The 17,091-nt window shown below is 60.8% G+C and carries 14 protein-coding genes and 2 pseudogenes; 9 read left to right on the top strand and 7 right to left on the bottom strand.

Translation table 11 applies throughout. The features are described 5' to 3' along the window. Positions 1–8: 8 nt before the first annotated feature. The 4 genes and pseudogenes from JKL48_RS16930 to JKL48_RS16920 form a co-directional block, all read right to left on the bottom strand. Positions 9–1,586, bottom strand: a complete 1,578-nt coding sequence (locus JKL48_RS16930) for an alpha-N-arabinofuranosidase (protein ID WP_201985042.1) — start codon at positions 1,584–1,586, stop codon at positions 9–11. A 301-nt stretch (positions 1,587–1,887) separates the two neighbouring features. Beyond that, positions 1,888–2,454: a beta-galactosidase gene (locus tag JKL48_RS16925; protein WP_201985039.1), complete on the bottom strand. Its 567-nt coding sequence runs from the start codon at positions 2,452–2,454 to the stop codon at positions 1,888–1,890. Between the two features lie 97 nt (positions 2,455–2,551). Then, positions 2,552–2,620, bottom strand: a pseudogene (locus JKL48_RS23795) (hypothetical protein); the annotation flags it as partial. A 31-nt stretch (positions 2,621–2,651) separates the two neighbouring features. Next, positions 2,652–2,897, bottom strand: a pseudogene (locus tag JKL48_RS16920) (beta-galactosidase); the annotation flags it as partial. A gap of 340 nt (positions 2,898–3,237) precedes the next feature. Here JKL48_RS16920 and JKL48_RS16915 point away from each other — a divergent pair. From JKL48_RS16915 to JKL48_RS16895, 5 genes are all read left to right on the top strand, one after another. Then, positions 3,238–4,224: a glycoside hydrolase family 88/105 protein gene (locus JKL48_RS16915; protein WP_236668871.1), complete on the top strand. Its 987-nt coding sequence runs from the start codon at positions 3,238–3,240 to the stop codon at positions 4,222–4,224. Between the two features lie 294 nt (positions 4,225–4,518). Beyond that, the gene (kduD, locus tag JKL48_RS16910) at positions 4,519–5,289 is read left to right on the top strand and encodes a 2-dehydro-3-deoxy-D-gluconate 5-dehydrogenase KduD (RefSeq protein WP_201985033.1); all 771 of its coding nucleotides are present in this window, start codon (positions 4,519–4,521) and stop codon (positions 5,287–5,289) included. 185 nt (positions 5,290–5,474) lie between these two features. Next, entirely contained in the window at positions 5,475–7,037 is a 1,563-nt protein-coding gene (locus JKL48_RS16905; protein WP_201985030.1) for a hydroxymethylglutaryl-CoA reductase, read from the top strand. Between the two features lie 45 nt (positions 7,038–7,082). Next, positions 7,083–7,823: a hypothetical protein gene (locus JKL48_RS16900; protein ID WP_201985029.1), complete on the top strand. Its 741-nt coding sequence runs from the start codon at positions 7,083–7,085 to the stop codon at positions 7,821–7,823. A gap of 125 nt (positions 7,824–7,948) precedes the next feature. Continuing rightward, the gene (locus tag JKL48_RS16895) at positions 7,949–8,686 is read left to right on the top strand and encodes a hypothetical protein (protein ID WP_201985027.1); all 738 of its coding nucleotides are present in this window, start codon (positions 7,949–7,951) and stop codon (positions 8,684–8,686) included. Positions 8,687–8,762: 76 nt separating this feature from the next. Here JKL48_RS16895 and JKL48_RS16890 read toward each other — a convergent pair whose 3' ends face one another. From JKL48_RS16890 to JKL48_RS16880, 3 genes are all read right to left on the bottom strand, one after another. Continuing rightward, a complete protein-coding gene (locus tag JKL48_RS16890) occupies positions 8,763–9,281 on the bottom strand; it encodes a hypothetical protein (protein WP_201985025.1) in 519 nt (172 codons plus the stop codon). Positions 9,282–9,337: 56 nt separating this feature from the next. Next, entirely contained in the window at positions 9,338–10,543 is a 1,206-nt protein-coding gene (locus JKL48_RS16885) for a homogentisate 1,2-dioxygenase (RefSeq protein ID WP_201985023.1), read from the bottom strand. Between the two features lie 115 nt (positions 10,544–10,658). Next, positions 10,659–12,335: a S41 family peptidase gene (locus JKL48_RS16880; RefSeq protein WP_201985019.1), complete on the bottom strand. Its 1,677-nt coding sequence runs from the start codon at positions 12,333–12,335 to the stop codon at positions 10,659–10,661. Positions 12,336–13,872: 1,537 nt separating this feature from the next. Between JKL48_RS16880 and JKL48_RS16875 the strand changes: the two genes are divergently transcribed. From JKL48_RS16875 to JKL48_RS16860, 4 genes are all read left to right on the top strand, one after another. Continuing rightward, the gene (locus tag JKL48_RS16875; RefSeq protein WP_201985007.1) at positions 13,873–14,514 is read left to right on the top strand and encodes a T9SS type A sorting domain-containing protein; all 642 of its coding nucleotides are present in this window, start codon (positions 13,873–13,875) and stop codon (positions 14,512–14,514) included. Between the two features lie 215 nt (positions 14,515–14,729). Then, positions 14,730–15,155: a Holliday junction resolvase RuvX gene (gene ruvX / locus JKL48_RS16870; protein WP_201984998.1), complete on the top strand. Its 426-nt coding sequence runs from the start codon at positions 14,730–14,732 to the stop codon at positions 15,153–15,155. A gap of 112 nt (positions 15,156–15,267) precedes the next feature. After that, on the top strand, positions 15,268–15,876 hold the full coding sequence (gene def / locus JKL48_RS16865) for a peptide deformylase (protein ID WP_201984996.1): 609 nt from the start codon (positions 15,268–15,270) through the stop codon (positions 15,874–15,876). Between the two features lie 158 nt (positions 15,877–16,034). Beyond that, entirely contained in the window at positions 16,035–17,012 is a 978-nt protein-coding gene (locus tag JKL48_RS16860) for a zinc dependent phospholipase C family protein (RefSeq protein ID WP_317191961.1), read from the top strand. Positions 17,013–17,091: the final 79 nt, after the last annotated feature.

Here is a 17,091-nt window from a genome sequence, read left to right as displayed (position 1 = left end):
CGCCGGCGCTAGTGCAGTTCCAGCACCACCACCGACCTGGGCGGCAGCGCCACGCGCAGGCTGCCGCCCTGCTTTCTGGCGCCCTTAAACGCTGCCGGCGCCACGGTGTTGGGCTTGTCGAAGGTGTTGTAGTCGCTCACGCTGGCCGAGGTGAGAATGCGGCCCGTCACGGTTTTCCAGCTCAGGCCGGGCAGCGCCGTTTCCAGGGTCAGCGTTTTGGTGGGGTCGAGGTTGACCAGCGAGATGTGCACCGCGCCATTCTGGTCTTTGGAAGCCGAAGCGTTCAGAGCCGGGATTTTCTCGTTGCCAAAAGCGTAGTCGGGGCTGGTGAATTGCAGGGGCAGAAACTGCGCGTCCTGGTGCACCTGGTAGAGGTCGAAAACGTGGTAGGTGGGCGTGAGCAGCATCTTTTCCTTATCGGTGAGGATGACGGCCTGCAGCACGTTCACGGCCTGGGCCAGGTTGGCGCCGCGCACCCGGTCGCAGTGGTTGTTGAAGATGTTGAGCGTGGTGCCGGCCACCAGCGCGTCGCGCAGGGAGTTTTGCTGGTACAGGAAGCCGGGGTTGGTGCCGGGCTCCACGTCGGTCCACACGCCCCACTCGTCCACGAGCAGGGCCACCTTTTTGTCCTGGTCGTACTTGTCCATGATGGCCGCGTGCCGGGTCACGATGGCGTCCATTTTCAGGCAATTGCGCAGGGTGCTGAAGTACTGGTCTTCGCCGAAGCCGGTGGCCTTGCCCTTGCTACCGCTCCAGCTGCCGGTGGGCAGGGTGTAGTAGTGCAGCGTGAGTCCCCACATGCGGCCGGGACCAATGTTTTTCATGCAGGTTTCGGTCCAGTGGGCGTCGTCGGCGTTGGCGCCGCTCACAATGCGCTTGAGTTGGGTGCCGGGGTAGTCGTGGGCGAAGGTGGCGTAGCGTTTGTACACGTCGGTGTAGTACTCGGGGGTCATGTTGCCGCCGCAGCCCCAGCTTTCGTTTCCTATCCCCCACCAGCTCACTTTGTAGGGCTCGGGGTGGCCGTTTCGGCGGCGCTCCTGCACCATGGGCGTGTCCTCGTTGGAGTTGAGGTATTCCATCCAGTTGCTCATTTCCTGCACGGTGCCGCTGCCCACGTTGGCCGCCAGGTAAGGCTCGGTGCCGATGAGGCCGCACAGCTCCAGAAACTCGTGCGTTCCGAAGCTGTTATCTTCCAGCGTATTGCCCCACCACAGGTTCAGCATCTTGGGGCGCTGGGCGGCAGGGCCCACGCCGTCGTGCCAGTGGTAGGTGTCGGCGAAGCAGCCGCCGGGCCAGCGCAGGTTGGGCACGTGAATTTTCTTCAGCGCCTCCACCACATCCAGCCGGATGCGGCCTTGCTTGGGCACGTTCAGCGCGGGGTCTACCCAGAAACCGTCGTAGATGCAATGGCCTAGGTGCTCGGCAAACTGGCCCTGAATGTGTTTGCTGATGAGCAGCTTAGGGTCGCCGGGCTGCACGGTCATCTGCACGGTTTGGGCCGGGGCCAGCATGGGCGCCGTGCCCAGCAGGCTGGTAGCCACCATCCGGCGGAAAGCCGCTACTGTATTGTTCGTTTTATTGAGCATGGTGTGTGGTTGGCCGCTGGCAACAGCAGGTAAGCACTGCGCGGCGCCAGGAAATTCATAACTTACACAATCGTTTGTGATGCCGTAAATGTAGGTAGCGCGCCGTCCGTTTGTCCATCGTGGCATAGGCAGGCCTGGCAGCAGAGCGTTGCTTTAGCAGGCTGAAACGTCGCGTACTGCGGCCTGACGGCTCGTTGTGGTTCAACAATGAGCAGTGACGGGCCCCTGCCCGAACGTTGCACGAGTTTAAATGCAAGTCGTTCAACGATGGGCGGGGGCAGGCCCCGCCCCTACCCTTTTCTTATGGCTGAGCAGTGGGACGCAGCTCAGCCAATATGGCGTGATTGAGGAAGGAAAGCGTGGCCTGCTGGGGTTTCGGCAGCTGCAGCACGGGTATGTCGTTGGCGCCTGATTTCAGCCATTCAGCCGGCAGGTACAGGGTTTGCTGGGGGCCAATGGCCCAGTAGCGGCCCAGGTTGTGGCCATTCGCCCACACCACGCCTTTGCCCCAGGCGCGCAGGGCGAGGTAGGTATCGGCGGGCGTGGTAGCGGGCACGGGCGGCAAAGGCTGGTTGGCGGGCCGGTACCGGGCAATGACTTCCCGAAACGCCAGGAACTTGGGCGTGGCATTGCCGGCTTCGTCGAGGGGGGCGTCGTAGTCGTAGCTGCTCACCTGGGGCTCGTAGGCCGAGCCCTGGCCATTGTAGTTGGCGCCGTTCATAAAACCGCGGGTGGTGCCGCCGTAAAATAAGTACATGTTCAGCAACACGCCGGCCTGCAGCACCGAATCGAGGCCGGGCGTGTATTTGCGGGCCGGCGTGGTTGGCGCGCACCAGCTGCCGGATTGGGCCGGGTTTGTCGGTGCCATTCACGGCCGACAGCAGGCCGTCGAGGTGGCCTGCCGCCACGTTCTTCACCGGGTCGCAGGTGTAGAGCAGGCCATCGAAGCCGGCTTCTTCAAACAGCTTTTTGTTGAGTGCCAGGTACTGCTTGTCGTTGCCGTACGAGCCGTATTCGTTTTCTACCTGCACCATCAGGATGCAGGATGGGGCCGTCGTGGTTGCCCGTGAAATCGTACTGGCCCGGCTGGGGCTCGTGCGCGTTCCAGCACACGTAGGTGCCAACGGTGTTCAGGCCCATGGCCCGGGCCATTTTGAGGCGCGCCCGCCAGGCCTCGCGCGGAATGCGCGGGTGGTGCAGCTCGCCCGAAATCATTTGAAACGGCCGGCCATCGAGCAGGAATGGTTCCGCACCGAGCGCAAAGGAATGGGTGGGCGGCGCGGCGCCGGGGCTGCACCACGCCAGCAGCACCAGCAGGCTGCGGCCTACAATAGCTCGCGAGTCGACGCACGCTTCTGATGGCTTGCGGTGAAGGGGGGCGCAAAAATAGCGCGTCCCTTCACCGCAAGCAGCGTTATTTTTGGCCGGTTGTGAGCAGCAAAAATCCTACCTTGCGCTTCCGTCGCCCGACGCCCTTTTTCCACACTTCCACTGCCCCATCCCACCCGCCTTGCCTTTTTCTTCTCGTTCATTTCGTGGGCTTGCCGGCGCCTTGCTTCTGGCGCTGGGCTGCGGCCACATCGGTTCGGCACAGCAGCTGAGCCCCGCCGACAAGGCTGTTTTCAGGCCGAAGTTTGTTAAAACACAGCTGTTGAAAGCTGCCCGCTGGCAGCTCGCCCATCCCAAGCACCCGCCGACGGACTGGACCAATGGCGCGTTTTACTCCGGCGTGTTTGCCGCCTATCAGGCCACCCATTCCCGGCTCCTATTGGATTCGCTGCTGGCCATGGGCGAACGAACCCAGTGGCGTCCGGCCCAGCGCTACGACCACGCCGACGACATGGCCATCTGCCAGACTTACCTGAACTTATACCGGCTCAAAAAGGACCGCCGCATGCTAGCGCCCACCCTGGCCTTGGTGGAGAAATTCCGAACCGAGCCGGGCCCCGAAGTGCGCAACCACGGCATTGCCTGGTGGTGGTGCGATGCCCTGTTTATGGGCCCGCCGGTGCTGGTCAAACTGGGCATCATCGAAAACCAACCCCAGTACCTGGCCCTCAGCGACACGCTGTATCAGCAGACCTACAAGCGGCTGTTCAACCACGCGGAGCACCTGTTCTCGCGCGATGCCGGCTACCTGTGGACGGCGGCCAACGAGGGCAAAAAGGAGCAAAACGGCCAGCGCGTTTTCTGGAGCCGGGGCAACGGCTGGGTGATGGGCGGCTTGGTGCAGGTGCTGCAGGAGCTACCGGCCCGCCACCCCAGCCGCGCCTTTTACGTGAGCCTTTTCAAGGAAATGAGCGCCCGGCTGGTGCAGCTGCAGCAGCCCGATGGCCTGTGGCGCTCTAGCCTGCTCGACCCGGCAGCCTACCCTGGCGGCGAAACCTCGGGCTCTGGGTTCGACACCTACGCCCTGGCCTGGGGCATCAACCAAGGCATTCTGGACAAGCCCACCTACCTGCCCGCCGTGCGCAACGCCTGGGTGGCCCTGAACAAGGTGGTATCGCCGGAGGGCCGTGTGGGCTGGGTGCAGCCCATCGGGGCCGACCCGCGCCGCGACTTCTCGGCCGAGAGCTGGGAAGTGTACGGCACCGGCGCTTTTCTACTGGCCGGCTCCGAAGTCATCAAGCTGAAATAACGGAGCAGGCCGGCCATCCACCTGGGGCGTCGGAGCTTACCACCGATGCACAGCTGGCACCTGCGCGTGGCATTTGCCGACCAGCCCCGCGCCACCCCAGCTCCATTACGGGCAAGCCCCTGGCTATTTCACCGGGCAATACGGGGCTGGTGTCTTCCGCCAAAGGCCCCGAGCCCCAATAGCAAGCGGTAACGTTGACCAACCTGGCGCACTGCACCCATGCACCGGCCAAGGGGCCGCTTCGAGGGGCCGCCGACGGTGTACCTTGCCACGATTCACCCGCACGCTGTTTTAATGAACACACCTACTTTATTTGACCTGACCGGTAAAATTGCCCTGGTAACGGGCTGCAACAAAGGCATTGGCCAGGCCATGGCCCTGGGCCTGGCCGAAGCTGGGGCCGACATCATCGGCGTTTCGGCCACCCTTGCCCTGGCGGGCAGCGAAACCGGCCAACAAGTGCAGGCCCTGGGCCGCCGGTTCTATGCCTACCAAACCGATTTCAGCCAGCGCCCACAGGTCGATGCCTTTGCAGCGAAAGTGCAGGCCGATTTTCCGGTCATCGACATCCTGATTAACAACGCGGGCACCATCCGCCGGGCCCCGGCCGCCGAGCATTCGGATGACGACTGGGACGACGTACTGGACATCAACCTCGATGCGCCCTTCCGCCTGGCCCGCGCCATCGGCGGGCAGATGCTGCGAAACGGTTCGGGCAAAATCATCTTCACGGCCTCGCTGCTCACTTTTCAGGGCGGTATCAACGTGCCGGGCTACGCCGCCAGCAAGGGCGCCATCGGCTCGCTGGTGAAAGCCCTGGCCAACGAGTGGGCCGGACGCGGCGTCAACGTCAACGCCATTGCCCCCGGCTACATCGCCACCGACAACACCACCGCCCTGCGCCAGGACGGCGAACGCAGCAGCACCATTCTGGGCCGCATTCCGGCCGGCCGCTGGGGCACACCCGATGATTTTAAAGGCCCCACGGTGTTCCTCGCCTCGGCCGCCAGCGACTACGTGCACGGCACTATCCTGACCGTGGATGGCGGCTGGATGGGACGGTAGCACAAAGTCCTTTTTTTCGGGGGCTGGCCCGGCCCCGGCCTGGCGGTTAACGCCACTTTTCGACGGGCCGGGCGCTGGCGCGCCCACGGCAGAAGGTTTTTTTGGTGATTCCGCCCAAAATTCCCCAACTTACTCCCGCGCTTCGCCGGCCCTCAATTCCCACGCAAACCCAACGCTCCGCTTCTATGGTTTTCACGCCCTCGCCCATGCTCCTCAAGCTGCTGTACACCCGCGGCAGCCTCCACAATCTGCCCGGAAATGCGGGCGTGGCCTTCAGCATCAAAAACCGGCTCGACACCGTCAACGTCACGGGTTTTCAGAAGGTCCAGATTGGCGACGTGGTGATTCCGGCCGAGCGCATTCGGGTGGATTTGGGCAACGGCGAGCAGCGGCCCGCCAGCAGCATCGACGCCAACGGCCAAGGCATTGAGCTGCCCGTGGGCCGCACCCTCCTGATTGTGCTCGACACCCCCGCCCTGCCCGAGGGCATGCACGCGGTGCAGGCCTGGTTTTCGACCGATGCCTTTGGCGAGCTCCACGTGGAGGTGGAAGATGCCATCGTGAGCGCCGCCCTGCACAAGCCCCGCATTCCGCGCTCCGACGAGGACGACTACTCCGAAGCGGCCATTGCCGCCCGTCAGCGCTTCGCCGAGCAATTTTCAGGCAAGGAATTCCAGCACCTCAAGCACTACTCCTTCGATGCCCACCAGCTGCAGGGCAACTGCGAGCATTTCATGGGCGTGGCCCAGATTCCGGTGGGCCTGGCCGGCCCGCTCACGGTGAACGGCGAGCACGCTCAGGGCGATTTCCTGATTCCGATGGCCACCACCGAGGGCACCCTGGTGGCCAGCTACAACCGCGGCATGCAGGTACTGAACCTGTGCGGCGGCGTGAAATGCACCGTCATTGGCGACGCCATGCAGCGCGCCCCGGTGTTTGTGTTCGACGATGCGCGCGGAGCCCGCGACTTTGGGAAGTGGGTGGAAGACACCATCGACCAGATTCGGCCGCAGGCCGAAAGCACGTCCAGCGTGGCCAAGCTGCAGTACATCGACACCTACCTGAGCAACAAATTCGCCTACCTGCGCTTCAATTTCAGCACCGGCGACGCCGCCGGCCAGAACATGGTGGGCCGCGCCACCTTCGCGGCCTGCTCCTGGATTCTGGAAAACTATAAGGGGCCGAAAATCGAGCACTTCTACCTCGAATCGAACTTCGCCACCGACAAAAAAGCTTCCCAAATCAACGTGATGCGCACCCGCGGCAAGCGCGTGGTGGCCGAAGCCGTGGTGAAGCGCGACGTGCTGATGCAGCGCATGCGCGTGACGCCCGAGCAGTTGGCCTACCACGGCCAGGTGAGCAACGTGGGCGCCTTCATCTCGGGGGCCAACAACAACGGCGCGCACTCGGCCAACGGCATCACGGCTCTGTTCATCGCCACCGGCCAGGACGTAGCCAACGTGAGCGAATCCTCGGCCGGCATCCTGTACTCCGAAGTGACGAAGGACGGCGACCTCTACATCAGCATCACCATTCCGAGCCTGATTGTGGCCACCCACGGCGGCGGCACCGGCCTGGCCACCCAGGGCGAATGCCTGCACATGCTGGGCTGTGTGGGCCGCGGCACGGTGCGCAAGTTTGCCGAAATAGTGGCTGGCGTGGTATTGGCCGGCGAACTCAGCCTGGGCGCCGCCATTAGCAGCTCCGACTGGGTGAGCAGCCACGAGCAGTACGGCCGCAACCGGTAAGCAGCAAGCGCTTTTCTTTCTACTGGCACACTACCTTTCTTTTTCATGAAACTACCGAAACTCGCTTATTGGGTCGTTGGGCTCATGCTGCTGGCCGAACAGGCCCAGGCCCAGGCCCAAACCAACCGCGACCCCGCCGACGTTGCCGTCGACTTGTACCTGCGCGCCAACTCCCCCGACGCGTTGGAGCGGATGCACAAAGACCTCATCAATGCCCCTGAAGCCTATTTAGTGGCCATGGACCAGCCGGGCACCCTGGTGTTGCTCAACAAGCGCCGGGTGCGCGTGCCCGCCATGAAGTACAACGTGGCGCTGCGCTTGCTCGAAGTGCGCGACTCGACAGGCAGCCACGTATGGCCCCCCGGCAGCCTCGACGGGTTTTACCTGGGCAAAGGCTCCGAGGCCCGGCATTTCCGCACCTACGACGTGCGCGACGGCAGTGTGAAGCGCACCTTTGTGGAGGTACTGACCGTGGACGACGACTGCCCCCTGGTACTGGGCGTGGTACACCAATACCACCACGACGATGCCCAGTACGACCCCGTGCTCCAAACCAAAACCAAGGAAGCCCGCACCGAGATAGGGCAGGTGGTGGTGGCCGGCCCCGGCAAAGCCCCGCACGAGCCCCTGCGCAGCATCGTGCTCAACCAGCGGTCGGTGGTGAAACTGTTTGGGGCGCAGGCCGCGCCGGTCGAGGCTTTTGCGGCCAAGGAGCACCTCAGCTATACCGACCTGGGCCAGGTGATGCGCATGGTGGAGTACTACAATCAAAAAGTAGCGAAATAAAACCCATACCCACGGGCTGGCCTGCCACAACTGGCCCGCCCGTGGCCAGCTGCTTGTTGCAAATACACCTACTTCTTTATCTTTGTCAATTACCTAATTCTCAAATTATTCGTTTTCCCAAGCTAGTGAAAACCATTCTTTTTTTCTTCTTACTAGCGTTACCCACGCTGGTCCCGTGCCTCCCGGCGGCGGCCCAGGCGGGCCGCGAGCAGAGCGAGGCTCTGGCGCTGTACCGCCAGGCCAATACCGCGCCCGGAGGGTCGGGGCTGCGCACGGCCATCCGGCAGCAGCGCGAAGCCTTGGTGAGCGGCGGCGCTTTCCAGTTTGGCACTTTGCGCACCTTCGACGGCCACAATGTGCTGGTGCCTGGCCTGCGCTACCACCCCGGCCTGCATTTGCTGGAAGTACAGGATTCGCTCAACACCGACTCCACCCACTTGTGGCCCGCCGGCAGCCTGCGCGGCTTCGACATTGGCGAGGCCGGTGACAAGGAAACCCCCTTGCGCCGCTTCCGCTCCCGCATGGTGAAAGAAGGCAGCGGCGGTACCCGCCGCGAGTTTGTGGAGGTGCTGACGGCCATTGATGCGGGCCCCATGCTGCTGGCCTGGCTGTACTCCGTCGCTCCCGACGCAGCCGCCAGCGGCCACCGCCCGCTGGTGGGCATCCTGATGGCGGGCCCCGGCACCACCGGCGGCGAACCTTTGCGCCCGCTCGAACCCACGCAGTCGTCGGTGCTGCACCTGTTTGGCAGCCGCTCCGACGATGTGCGCACCTTCGCCACCGAGCAGCACCTCGACTACACCCGGCCGGCCGACATTGCCCGCATGATGGACCATTACAACCGCGTGGCCGTGGTGCGGTAATGAGCCCGGCCACTATTAATCACAAAAAAGCCGGCCCTTTGCGGGACCGGCTTTTTTATTGACCAAAGCAACTGGCTTACAACGGCGCAGCTGTCACCTTGAACGTAGCGTCGGAGCGCACCGTGAAATTGGTGAGGCTGAACCCGCTAGAGGTGGCTATTGCCGTCAGGTCGTATGTGTCTGATTTGAGGTATTCATCGAGCCGGGAGGTGGTGGGCACCAGCGTAATGCTAGTTACACCACGAGGTACGTCGTCGATGTGGGCCAGCAAAATCTTGTTGGTGGAATTCGTGCTGATGTAGATATCTACCTTCTTGAGAAAGTCGAAGGTGTTGCCGGGCGGGTCGGTTACGGTCAGAATCATCTTGTCGAGGTAGACGTCCTTCACCTTGTCGCGGGTGGTTTTGTTGTTGCGGAAGGAATCTTCCGACTTGGTCGTTACCGTTACGGGGGCCAACTGGGCGCCTTGCACAAACCCCGGTATGGTCACGCTCTGCGAGACATCGACGGTGAAAGTAAGAATCTCATCAACTTTCTTGCAGCCTATCAGGACCAACAAGAACAGCAGCGGCGCGATTAGAAACGTCTTTTTCATAGGATGACAACAAGTTGGGTTAAGCTAATTTACGACAAAGCAACCATTAACGCTACTTAATCCATCATGTCCGCCGATTTGGGCGGGTCGGGCACGAAGCCGGGGTTCCAGCTCATCGGGTAACGGGCATCTACGTACGGCAGGGCCGTTTCGGTGAGGTAGAGCGGCCGGAATGTGTCCAACATCACGGCCAATTCGTGCGTTTCCTTTTTGCCGAGGCTGGCTTCTACCGTGCCGGGGTGCGGGCCGTGCGGCAGCCCCGTGGGGTGCCAGGTAAAAGACGCTAAATCAACGCCCTTGCGCGACATAAAGTTACCGGCCACGTAGTACAGCACCTCATCCGAGTCCACGTTGGAGTGGTTGTAGGGGGCCGGAATACTGAGCGGGTGGTAGTCGAACAGACGCGGCACGAAGGAGCAAATCACGTAGTTGTGTCCCTCAAATGTCTGGTGCACGGGTGGCGGCTGGTGCAGGCGGCCCGTTATCGGCTCAAAATCGTGAATGCTGAAGGCATACGGGTAGAAATACCCATCCCAGCCCACCACGTCGAATGGCGAATGCGCGTACGTGAGCTGGTGCAGCATGCCTTCCTTCTTGACTTGCACGAGGTAGTCGCCTTCCGGAAACTCGTCGGTAATCAGTTCCAACGGCGGGCGCATGTCGCGCTCGCAGTAGGGCGAGTGTTCCAGCAGCTGCCCGAAGTGGTTGCGGTAGCGCCGCACAGTTTCCACGGGGCTGAACGACTCGATAATCATGAGCCGGACCGGGCCTTCCTCGAAGTGCAGCTGGTGGATGACCGTGCGCGGCACCACTACGTAGTCGCCGGGCTCGAAGGCCACTTTGCCCATCTGGCTCCACAGCTCGCCCCGGCCTTCGTGCACGAAAATCACTTCGTCGGCCTGGGCATTTTTGTAATAGTACCCCATCTGCTTGTCCGTGGGGTTGCAGATGCTCATGGTTACATCGGCGTTGCCGAGCAGGGTTTGGCGAGCAGCCAGGTAATCGCCGCCGGTGGTGGTCTGGGCCAGGGTGCGCAGGTGTTCGGGCTGAAGCGGCCGGTCCTTCAGCAGCTTGGGCGCGTAGGGCTTGGGCGTGCCCACTTCTTTAATCTGGGTGGGCGGGTGCACGTGGTACAGCAGCGACGACACACCGTGAAATCCGAGCGTGCCCACCAGTTGCTCCGAATACAGGGAGCCATCGGGCTGGCGGAATTGGGTGTGGCGCTTGCGCGGAATCTGGCCGAGGCGGTGGTAATGCGACATAGAGCGGAGCGGTGGGATTGGGCTCGTGAAGGTAAGAACTACTCCTCGTCTATTGCGCGCAATGCGCTATAAACACCCCGTTGCCTAGCCCTACTGCTGCCATCATAGCCGCCTCTTATTTGCCCAGCAGCGCCAGTTGGGCCGTATTGTCGTTCACGGCGTGCAAGGCTTGCTGCAGCTCGGCATCCTGCTCGCGCAGCACGGTGTAATAAGCTATTGAGCCGTAGGCACTGCGGGCAATGTAGGCCTTCAGCTGGTTGCGCAGCAGCGGGGCGCAGCGGCGCACGGTGGCGGCATCGGCAGTCACCTTATCCTGAGCGGCCTGGGCAGTCAGGCTGGCCAGTTGCGCATCGGTGATGCGGAAGGTGGCGTTGAACTGCTCGAAGCGCAAACCTTCCAGCTCGGCTTTGTGGGTTTGGTAAAAGTTGAGGGCGAAGGCGCGGGCCACGCCGTGGCTCAGCAAGCGGGTGAAGTAGGCTGAGTGCGACACCGAGTCGCGGGGCACAAACACGTCGGGCATGATGCCGCCGCCGCCGTACACCGTGCGGCCATGGTCGGTGCGAAAGCGCAGCTCTTTGGCAAAGTGAATGCTATCGGCCGATTGCAGTTCGCCCCGGGCCGAGCGGCCGGTGAGCTCGGCGCTGTATTCGGCGTAGTTGGCGCCGTAGGGCTTCTGGATGGAGCGGCCGGCCGGCGTGTAGTAGCGGGCAATGGTGAGGCGCAGCTCACCGCCGTCGCTCAGCGGGATGGGCTGCTGCACGAGGCCCTTGCCAAAGGTGCGGCGGCCCACCAGAATGGCGCGGTCGTGGTCCTGCAGGGCGCCGGCCACTACCTCGGCGGCCGAGGCGCTGCCTTCGTCTACCAGCACTACGAGGGCGCCTTCTTCAAATTCGCCGGCCACTTTGGCGTAGGTCTGCGAGTCGTACTGCTCGCCCTTGCCGTCGGTGTACACGATTTTGCGCGAGCCGCCAATGAACTCATCGGCCAGGCGGGTGGCGCGGTCGAGGTAGCCGCCGGGGTTGCCGCGCAGGTCGAGCACAAGGCGGGTGAGGCCCTGGCGGCGCAGGTCGGCCAGGGCCGCCTTAAACTCGTCGTAGGTGCTGGAAGCAAAGCGGCTCACTTTGATGTAGCCGGTCTGGTCGTCAATTAGATAAGCGGCATCAACCGAGGTATTGGGGATGCGGCTGCGGGCAATGCTCAGGCTGAGCGGATGGCCCACGTGGCGGCGGCGCACGTCCATGGCCACGCTGGTGCCGCGGGGCCCGCGCAACAGCGCGGTTAGCTGGCTGGTGCTGAGATGCCCGCCCGACACCCGCTTGCCGCCAATACTCAGAATCTGGTCGCCGGACTGGATGCCGGCCTGCTCGGCGGGGCCACCGCTGAGCGGCGACACCACGGTCATGGTATCGCGGAAAACGTTGAACTCGATGCCCACGCCGTCGTAGTCGCTTTGCAGGAAGGCATCGGTTTTTTCCCGGTCGCGGGCGGGGATAAATACGGAGTGAGGGTCGAGCTTTTCCAGCATCTGGGCCACGGCGTAGTCGGCCAGTCCTTCGGTGTCGACGGAGTCGGCGTAGTCGCGGTCGACGTAGCTCAGGATTTCCTTAAAGCGCAGGTAGCCACGGGCCGTGGCGTCGGGGTTTTCGGATGAAGGCCGGAAAGGGTTGTTCGCTACCAGCACACCACAGCTCATGGCCAACGCCAGCAGCAGCGCCTGCCGCACCCAGCCGCGCCGCTGCCCGGAGGCAGTGGCGCGGCTGGCTAACGGAATAGTGGGTAATGATTCAGGCATCAGGTTGAATAGAGATGTTAGCGAATAGAAATAAGGTAGTAGGATTCAAATTTATTGAAATTTTCTTAGTTGCAATACATTCCATTATCCAACCGCCGATTTTCTTTATTAAATTCAATAAACTAGTTTCAAAACGCTAATAATCGTTGATATTATCGGCATATTACAATTGCATCAAGAAGAAAATTTTCTCTTTTCAATAGTACAAAAGTAGAACTTTGCTAATAATTCAGTATTCACTTTTCGATAAACCCCATCCCATTCCCGTCGAGTCGGGCCGTTTCCGATGCGAATGAATTATGCTTCCAGATTCGGCTTAACTACGCTTGAGGTTGCCTCGACGGATTGCGGTCTGGGCAGTTGATATCAATTCACAAAAGTCAACACTTGATTTATAATAAATATTTATATTATACAAAAAATGTACAGAACCCGATAATTCTGATTATCGAAAATATTTTTTTAGCTTGCTTTTACATAAGTCAGCGTTCCTAGTAAGCTCAGCCCTCAGCTAGCGAGGGACACAGATTCCCCTTTCCCACAATTTATAACGCACATTTACCCATGATGCCGAATGAATCATCTACTCAGAGCCACCACTGCATGCTGGAGTCATAACATTTTCGTAATCAATGCAATAGGCATGCCAGACGAAATGTATGGAAGTACGCTAACCAGAGAGCATTTGATGCGCTACTATCTTCTACTCTTACTTATACTGAGCCTGCCCCAAATGGGGCAGGCTCAGATTGCGCCAGTGTGGAACCAATCATACGGTTCGTCATTAGATGAAGTCAATGGGTTTACCTTGGCGATGCCTACCGGCGGCTATTTGCTACTTAGTGGGGTGGAATACCCTGGCTCGCCGCCATTGTCTTTTGCACGCTATCTATTGGCTGTGCGCACTAACGTACTGGGCGATACAGTCTGGACGAAAAAGATAATACCTCGTCGGACTTTCAGACCATATCCTAGTGGAGTGGTAGTTGATAATGCAGGGAATATATTGGTAACCGGTTTTGAGAGTAGCGGCAATGGATATGGATTTTGGCTGAAAATCAATCCAATGGGCGACACGCTATGGACGAAACTAATAAAAGCAACAGGTTCAACGGCTTTGAGTGCGAGCTTCGGAAAAATAGTTATAGCCCAGGATGGAAACTATCTGGGTGGTGAAGGCAAAACATACTCGGCTCCCACCCCATCAGGTTATACAGCCGAGAGGAAAATAATAAAATACAACGCCTTAACGGGAGCGGCGCTTTGGACTTTTGACCTAACGGCCTTTTTGGCGGCCAACGGTTTTAATCCAAACTATACTTCTGGGACATTCTCCGCACGTACTGGTTCTAACTACTTATTCGGTTTGCAGGGCCTGACAGTTGGCACAACCCCACGCAGCATTGAAGGCACCTTCGTTGTATCCGATGCCAACGGCACTATTACGCACTTACAGTTTCATACCACGCCAGGACCAAATAGTTATCCTCAATCCCTAGCTACCACTGATGGCAACGTCGTTATAGGGCGGCGGCAGATGCTGACAAAGCTCACGCCCACCGGTGACACACTCTGGCACACGTTGGTACCCCGCAGGCTTGGTCGTGACTGGGACGCGGCAAGTCTTTGCGAAGACGCGCAGGGCAACTACATAGTGGCTGGCAACTCGCGCTTTACTATCGTCAGCGGCTTCTATGCCGACAACATCCACCTTACGCGCTTTCGGCCCCGTACCGGCCAAGTGGTCAACGATACCATGCTCTATCGAGCTGGCCAAACCTACGCCTCCTCGGTGCTGCGCACCAGTACGGGCAGCCTGCTCATTGGCGGTTGGTACACGAACGGTGTCTACGGTGGCTCCGATGCTTTCCTGGCGGAGTGGAGTGCTTTCACTCCGCTAGCCGTGCAGCCGGCGGTACCAACCGCTAAGGCCAATCTGATGGTCTTCCCCAATCCCGCCAACGCGGCTGGCGCTACCGTGCAACTGCCCGCTGCTAGTCGGGCAGGCGGTGTGCTTACCGCCTACGATGAGTTGGGCCGTGCCTGTGCGCGGCAAGCCGTGGCCGTGGGGTCGGCAGCCGTGGTCCTGCCGCCCGGTGGCTTGCTGCCGGGCGTGTACCTATTACGCTACGAAGGACAAGATGGTACCCGTGCCACCACGCGCCTAGTGTACCAGTAATCAGCCGGCGAAGGCTGAAAGACCCCGGCTGGTGCTGCACCGCCGGGGTTTTTCGTGCGCACAGGAAGATAGGACCTCGCCTTGGTTCAGCATTTGAGCAGGACCGAATCAAGCGTTTAACTATTATGGCACAAGAATGCCATCCGCTGGCAATGCCTTGTCCGTACCTTTGCAGAACCGCGCTTGCTACTGTATTTCCTTCTCCCCGCCAACCCATGAGCCGCATCCTCGCCATCGATTACGGGAACAAGCGCGTGGGGCTGGCCGTGACCGACCCTTTGTGCCTGATTGCCTCGCCGCTGGAAACCATTCATAGCCAGGATTTGGTGGCCTATGTGCTGGCTTACCACCGGCGCGAGCCGCTGCGGGCCATTGTGGTAGGTATGCCGCGCACGCTGCTCAACGAGCCGACCGACGTGACCAGCGCCGTGGTAGGCCTGTTGCGCCGGCTGCGCCGCGAGCTGCCCGAGCTGCCCGTTCACGAGTTTGACGAGCGGTTTACTTCGCGCATGGCGCATGCTACGATGCTGGCCGGTGGCCTGGGCCAAAAAGCCCGGCGCGACAAAGCCACCGTCGACCGCATCAGCGCTACCTTAATTTTGCAGTCGTTTCTCGAATCGCCGCTGATGCGGGAAGTTTAGTTGTCGGTTGTTCGTTGTCAGTTGTTAGGCCATTGCGGCGCGAACTGACAACAACCGAAGACACCGACTTTCTGACAACTGACAACGAATAACCGACAACTACCTACATACCATGATTTATTCCATCGTTGCCATCGGCGACCCCGTTCTCAAGACCAAAGCCAAAAACCTGCCCGCCGACCTGCCCGCCGCTGAGCTTCAGCAGCTGATTGCCGACATGTTTGAAACCATGTACTCGGCCCACGGCGTGGGGCTGGCGGCCCCGCAGATTGGCAAAGCCGTGCGCTTGTTTACCATCGACTCGACCCCGATGGTGGAGCTGGACGAGGAAGACCTGGCCGAGTTGGAAGAAGGCGAAGTGCCCGAAACACCCGTGAAGCGGGCTTTCATCAACCCCCAAATGGTGAGCGAAACCGGCGAGGAATGGGGCTTTGAGGAAGGCTGCCTGAGCATTCCCGGCATTCGGGAGCTGGTGACGCGCCACGCCGACATTGTGCTGCGCTATGAGGACGAAAACCGCCAGGTGCACGAAGAAGCTTTCTCGGGCATGGCGGCCCGCATTATTCAGCACGAATACGACCACCTGGAAGGCATCTTGTTCACCGACAAGCTCTCCGGCTTTAAAAAGCAATTGCTGAAAGGCAAGCTGGCCCGCATCAGCAAGGGCGACGTGAAGCACGACTACCGCATGAAGTTCGCGGGCGAAGGCCGACGGCGGTAGGCGCTCCATTCGGCTGTCATCCTGAGCACAGCGAAGGACCTTCTAACCGTTGAACTAACTGCTCTACTTGAGAAGGTCCTTCGCTGCGCTCAGGATGACGGGAGGATTGACTTTTTAAACAGCTTCAAATTAGGCAGTAGCTCCGTACCTTGTTCACCGTGAAAAAATACGGATTTCTGCTGCTGCTTTTGCTGCCTTTGCTGTTCGTGGCGCATCGGGCCTACGCCTGGGGCTTTTTTGGCCACCGGCTGCTAAACCGGCTGGCGGTGTACACGCTGCCGCCGGGCATGATTGGCTTTTACAAGGCCAACATTGAGTACCTGACCGTGAACGCCACCCGGCCCGACTCGCGGCGCACGGTGGTGCCCGGCGAGGCCCCCAAGCACTTTCTGGACGTGGACCGCTACGGCGACAGCGCCGAGTACAAGCTGCCCCGCAAGTACGCCGACGCCGTGGCCCGCTACGGCGAAGATTCCCTGCTGCGCCACGGCATTGTGCCCTGGAACGTGGTGAGCATGAAAAATCAGCTCACCGCCGCCTTCAAAGCCAAGGACACGGACCGGATTCTGAGCCTCTCGGCCGACCTGGGGCACTACGTGGCCGATGCCTGCGTGCCGCTGCACACCACCCGCAACTACAACGGCCAGATGACCGGGCAGCGCGGTATTCACGGGCTATGGGAGTCGCGGCTGCCGGAGCTGCTGAGCTCGGACTACGACCTGTTCAGTGGCAAAGCGGAGTACCTGGAGCGGCCCAGCGATGCCATTTGGGCAGCCGTTATCCGCTCGCACGCGGCCGTGGATTCGGTGCTGCGGTTCGAGAAAGAGCTGACGGCGCAGTACCAAGAAGACCAGAAATTTGGCTACGAGCAGCGCGGCAGCCAAACGGTGCGGACGTACTCGCGCGATTTCAGCAAGGCCTACCACTCCCGGCTCAATGGGCAGGTGGAGCGCCAGATGCGCTACGCAGCGGCCCTCATCGGCGATTTCTGGTTTACCTGTTGGGTGGATGGCGGCTCGCCCGACTTAACCCAAATGACCCGCCAGCCTTCGGAAACCGAAAAGCAACGGCTCGACCGCGAAGCCCGGGAGACTGCCGTGGCACCGAAAATAAGTGCGCCGGGACATGATGAGTAGCCGTGAGCGGTGAGCGGTGAGCGGTGAGCGGTGAGCGGTGAGCGGTGAGCGGTGAGCGGTGAGCGGTGAGCGGTGAGCG

The organism is Hymenobacter rubidus (assembly GCF_016734815.1).
Classification (GTDB): Bacteria; Bacteroidota; Bacteroidia; order Cytophagales; family Hymenobacteraceae; genus Hymenobacter; species Hymenobacter rubidus.
The sequence above is the reverse complement of the archived record's forward strand: the minus strand, read 5'-3'. Positions and strand labels throughout refer to the sequence as shown.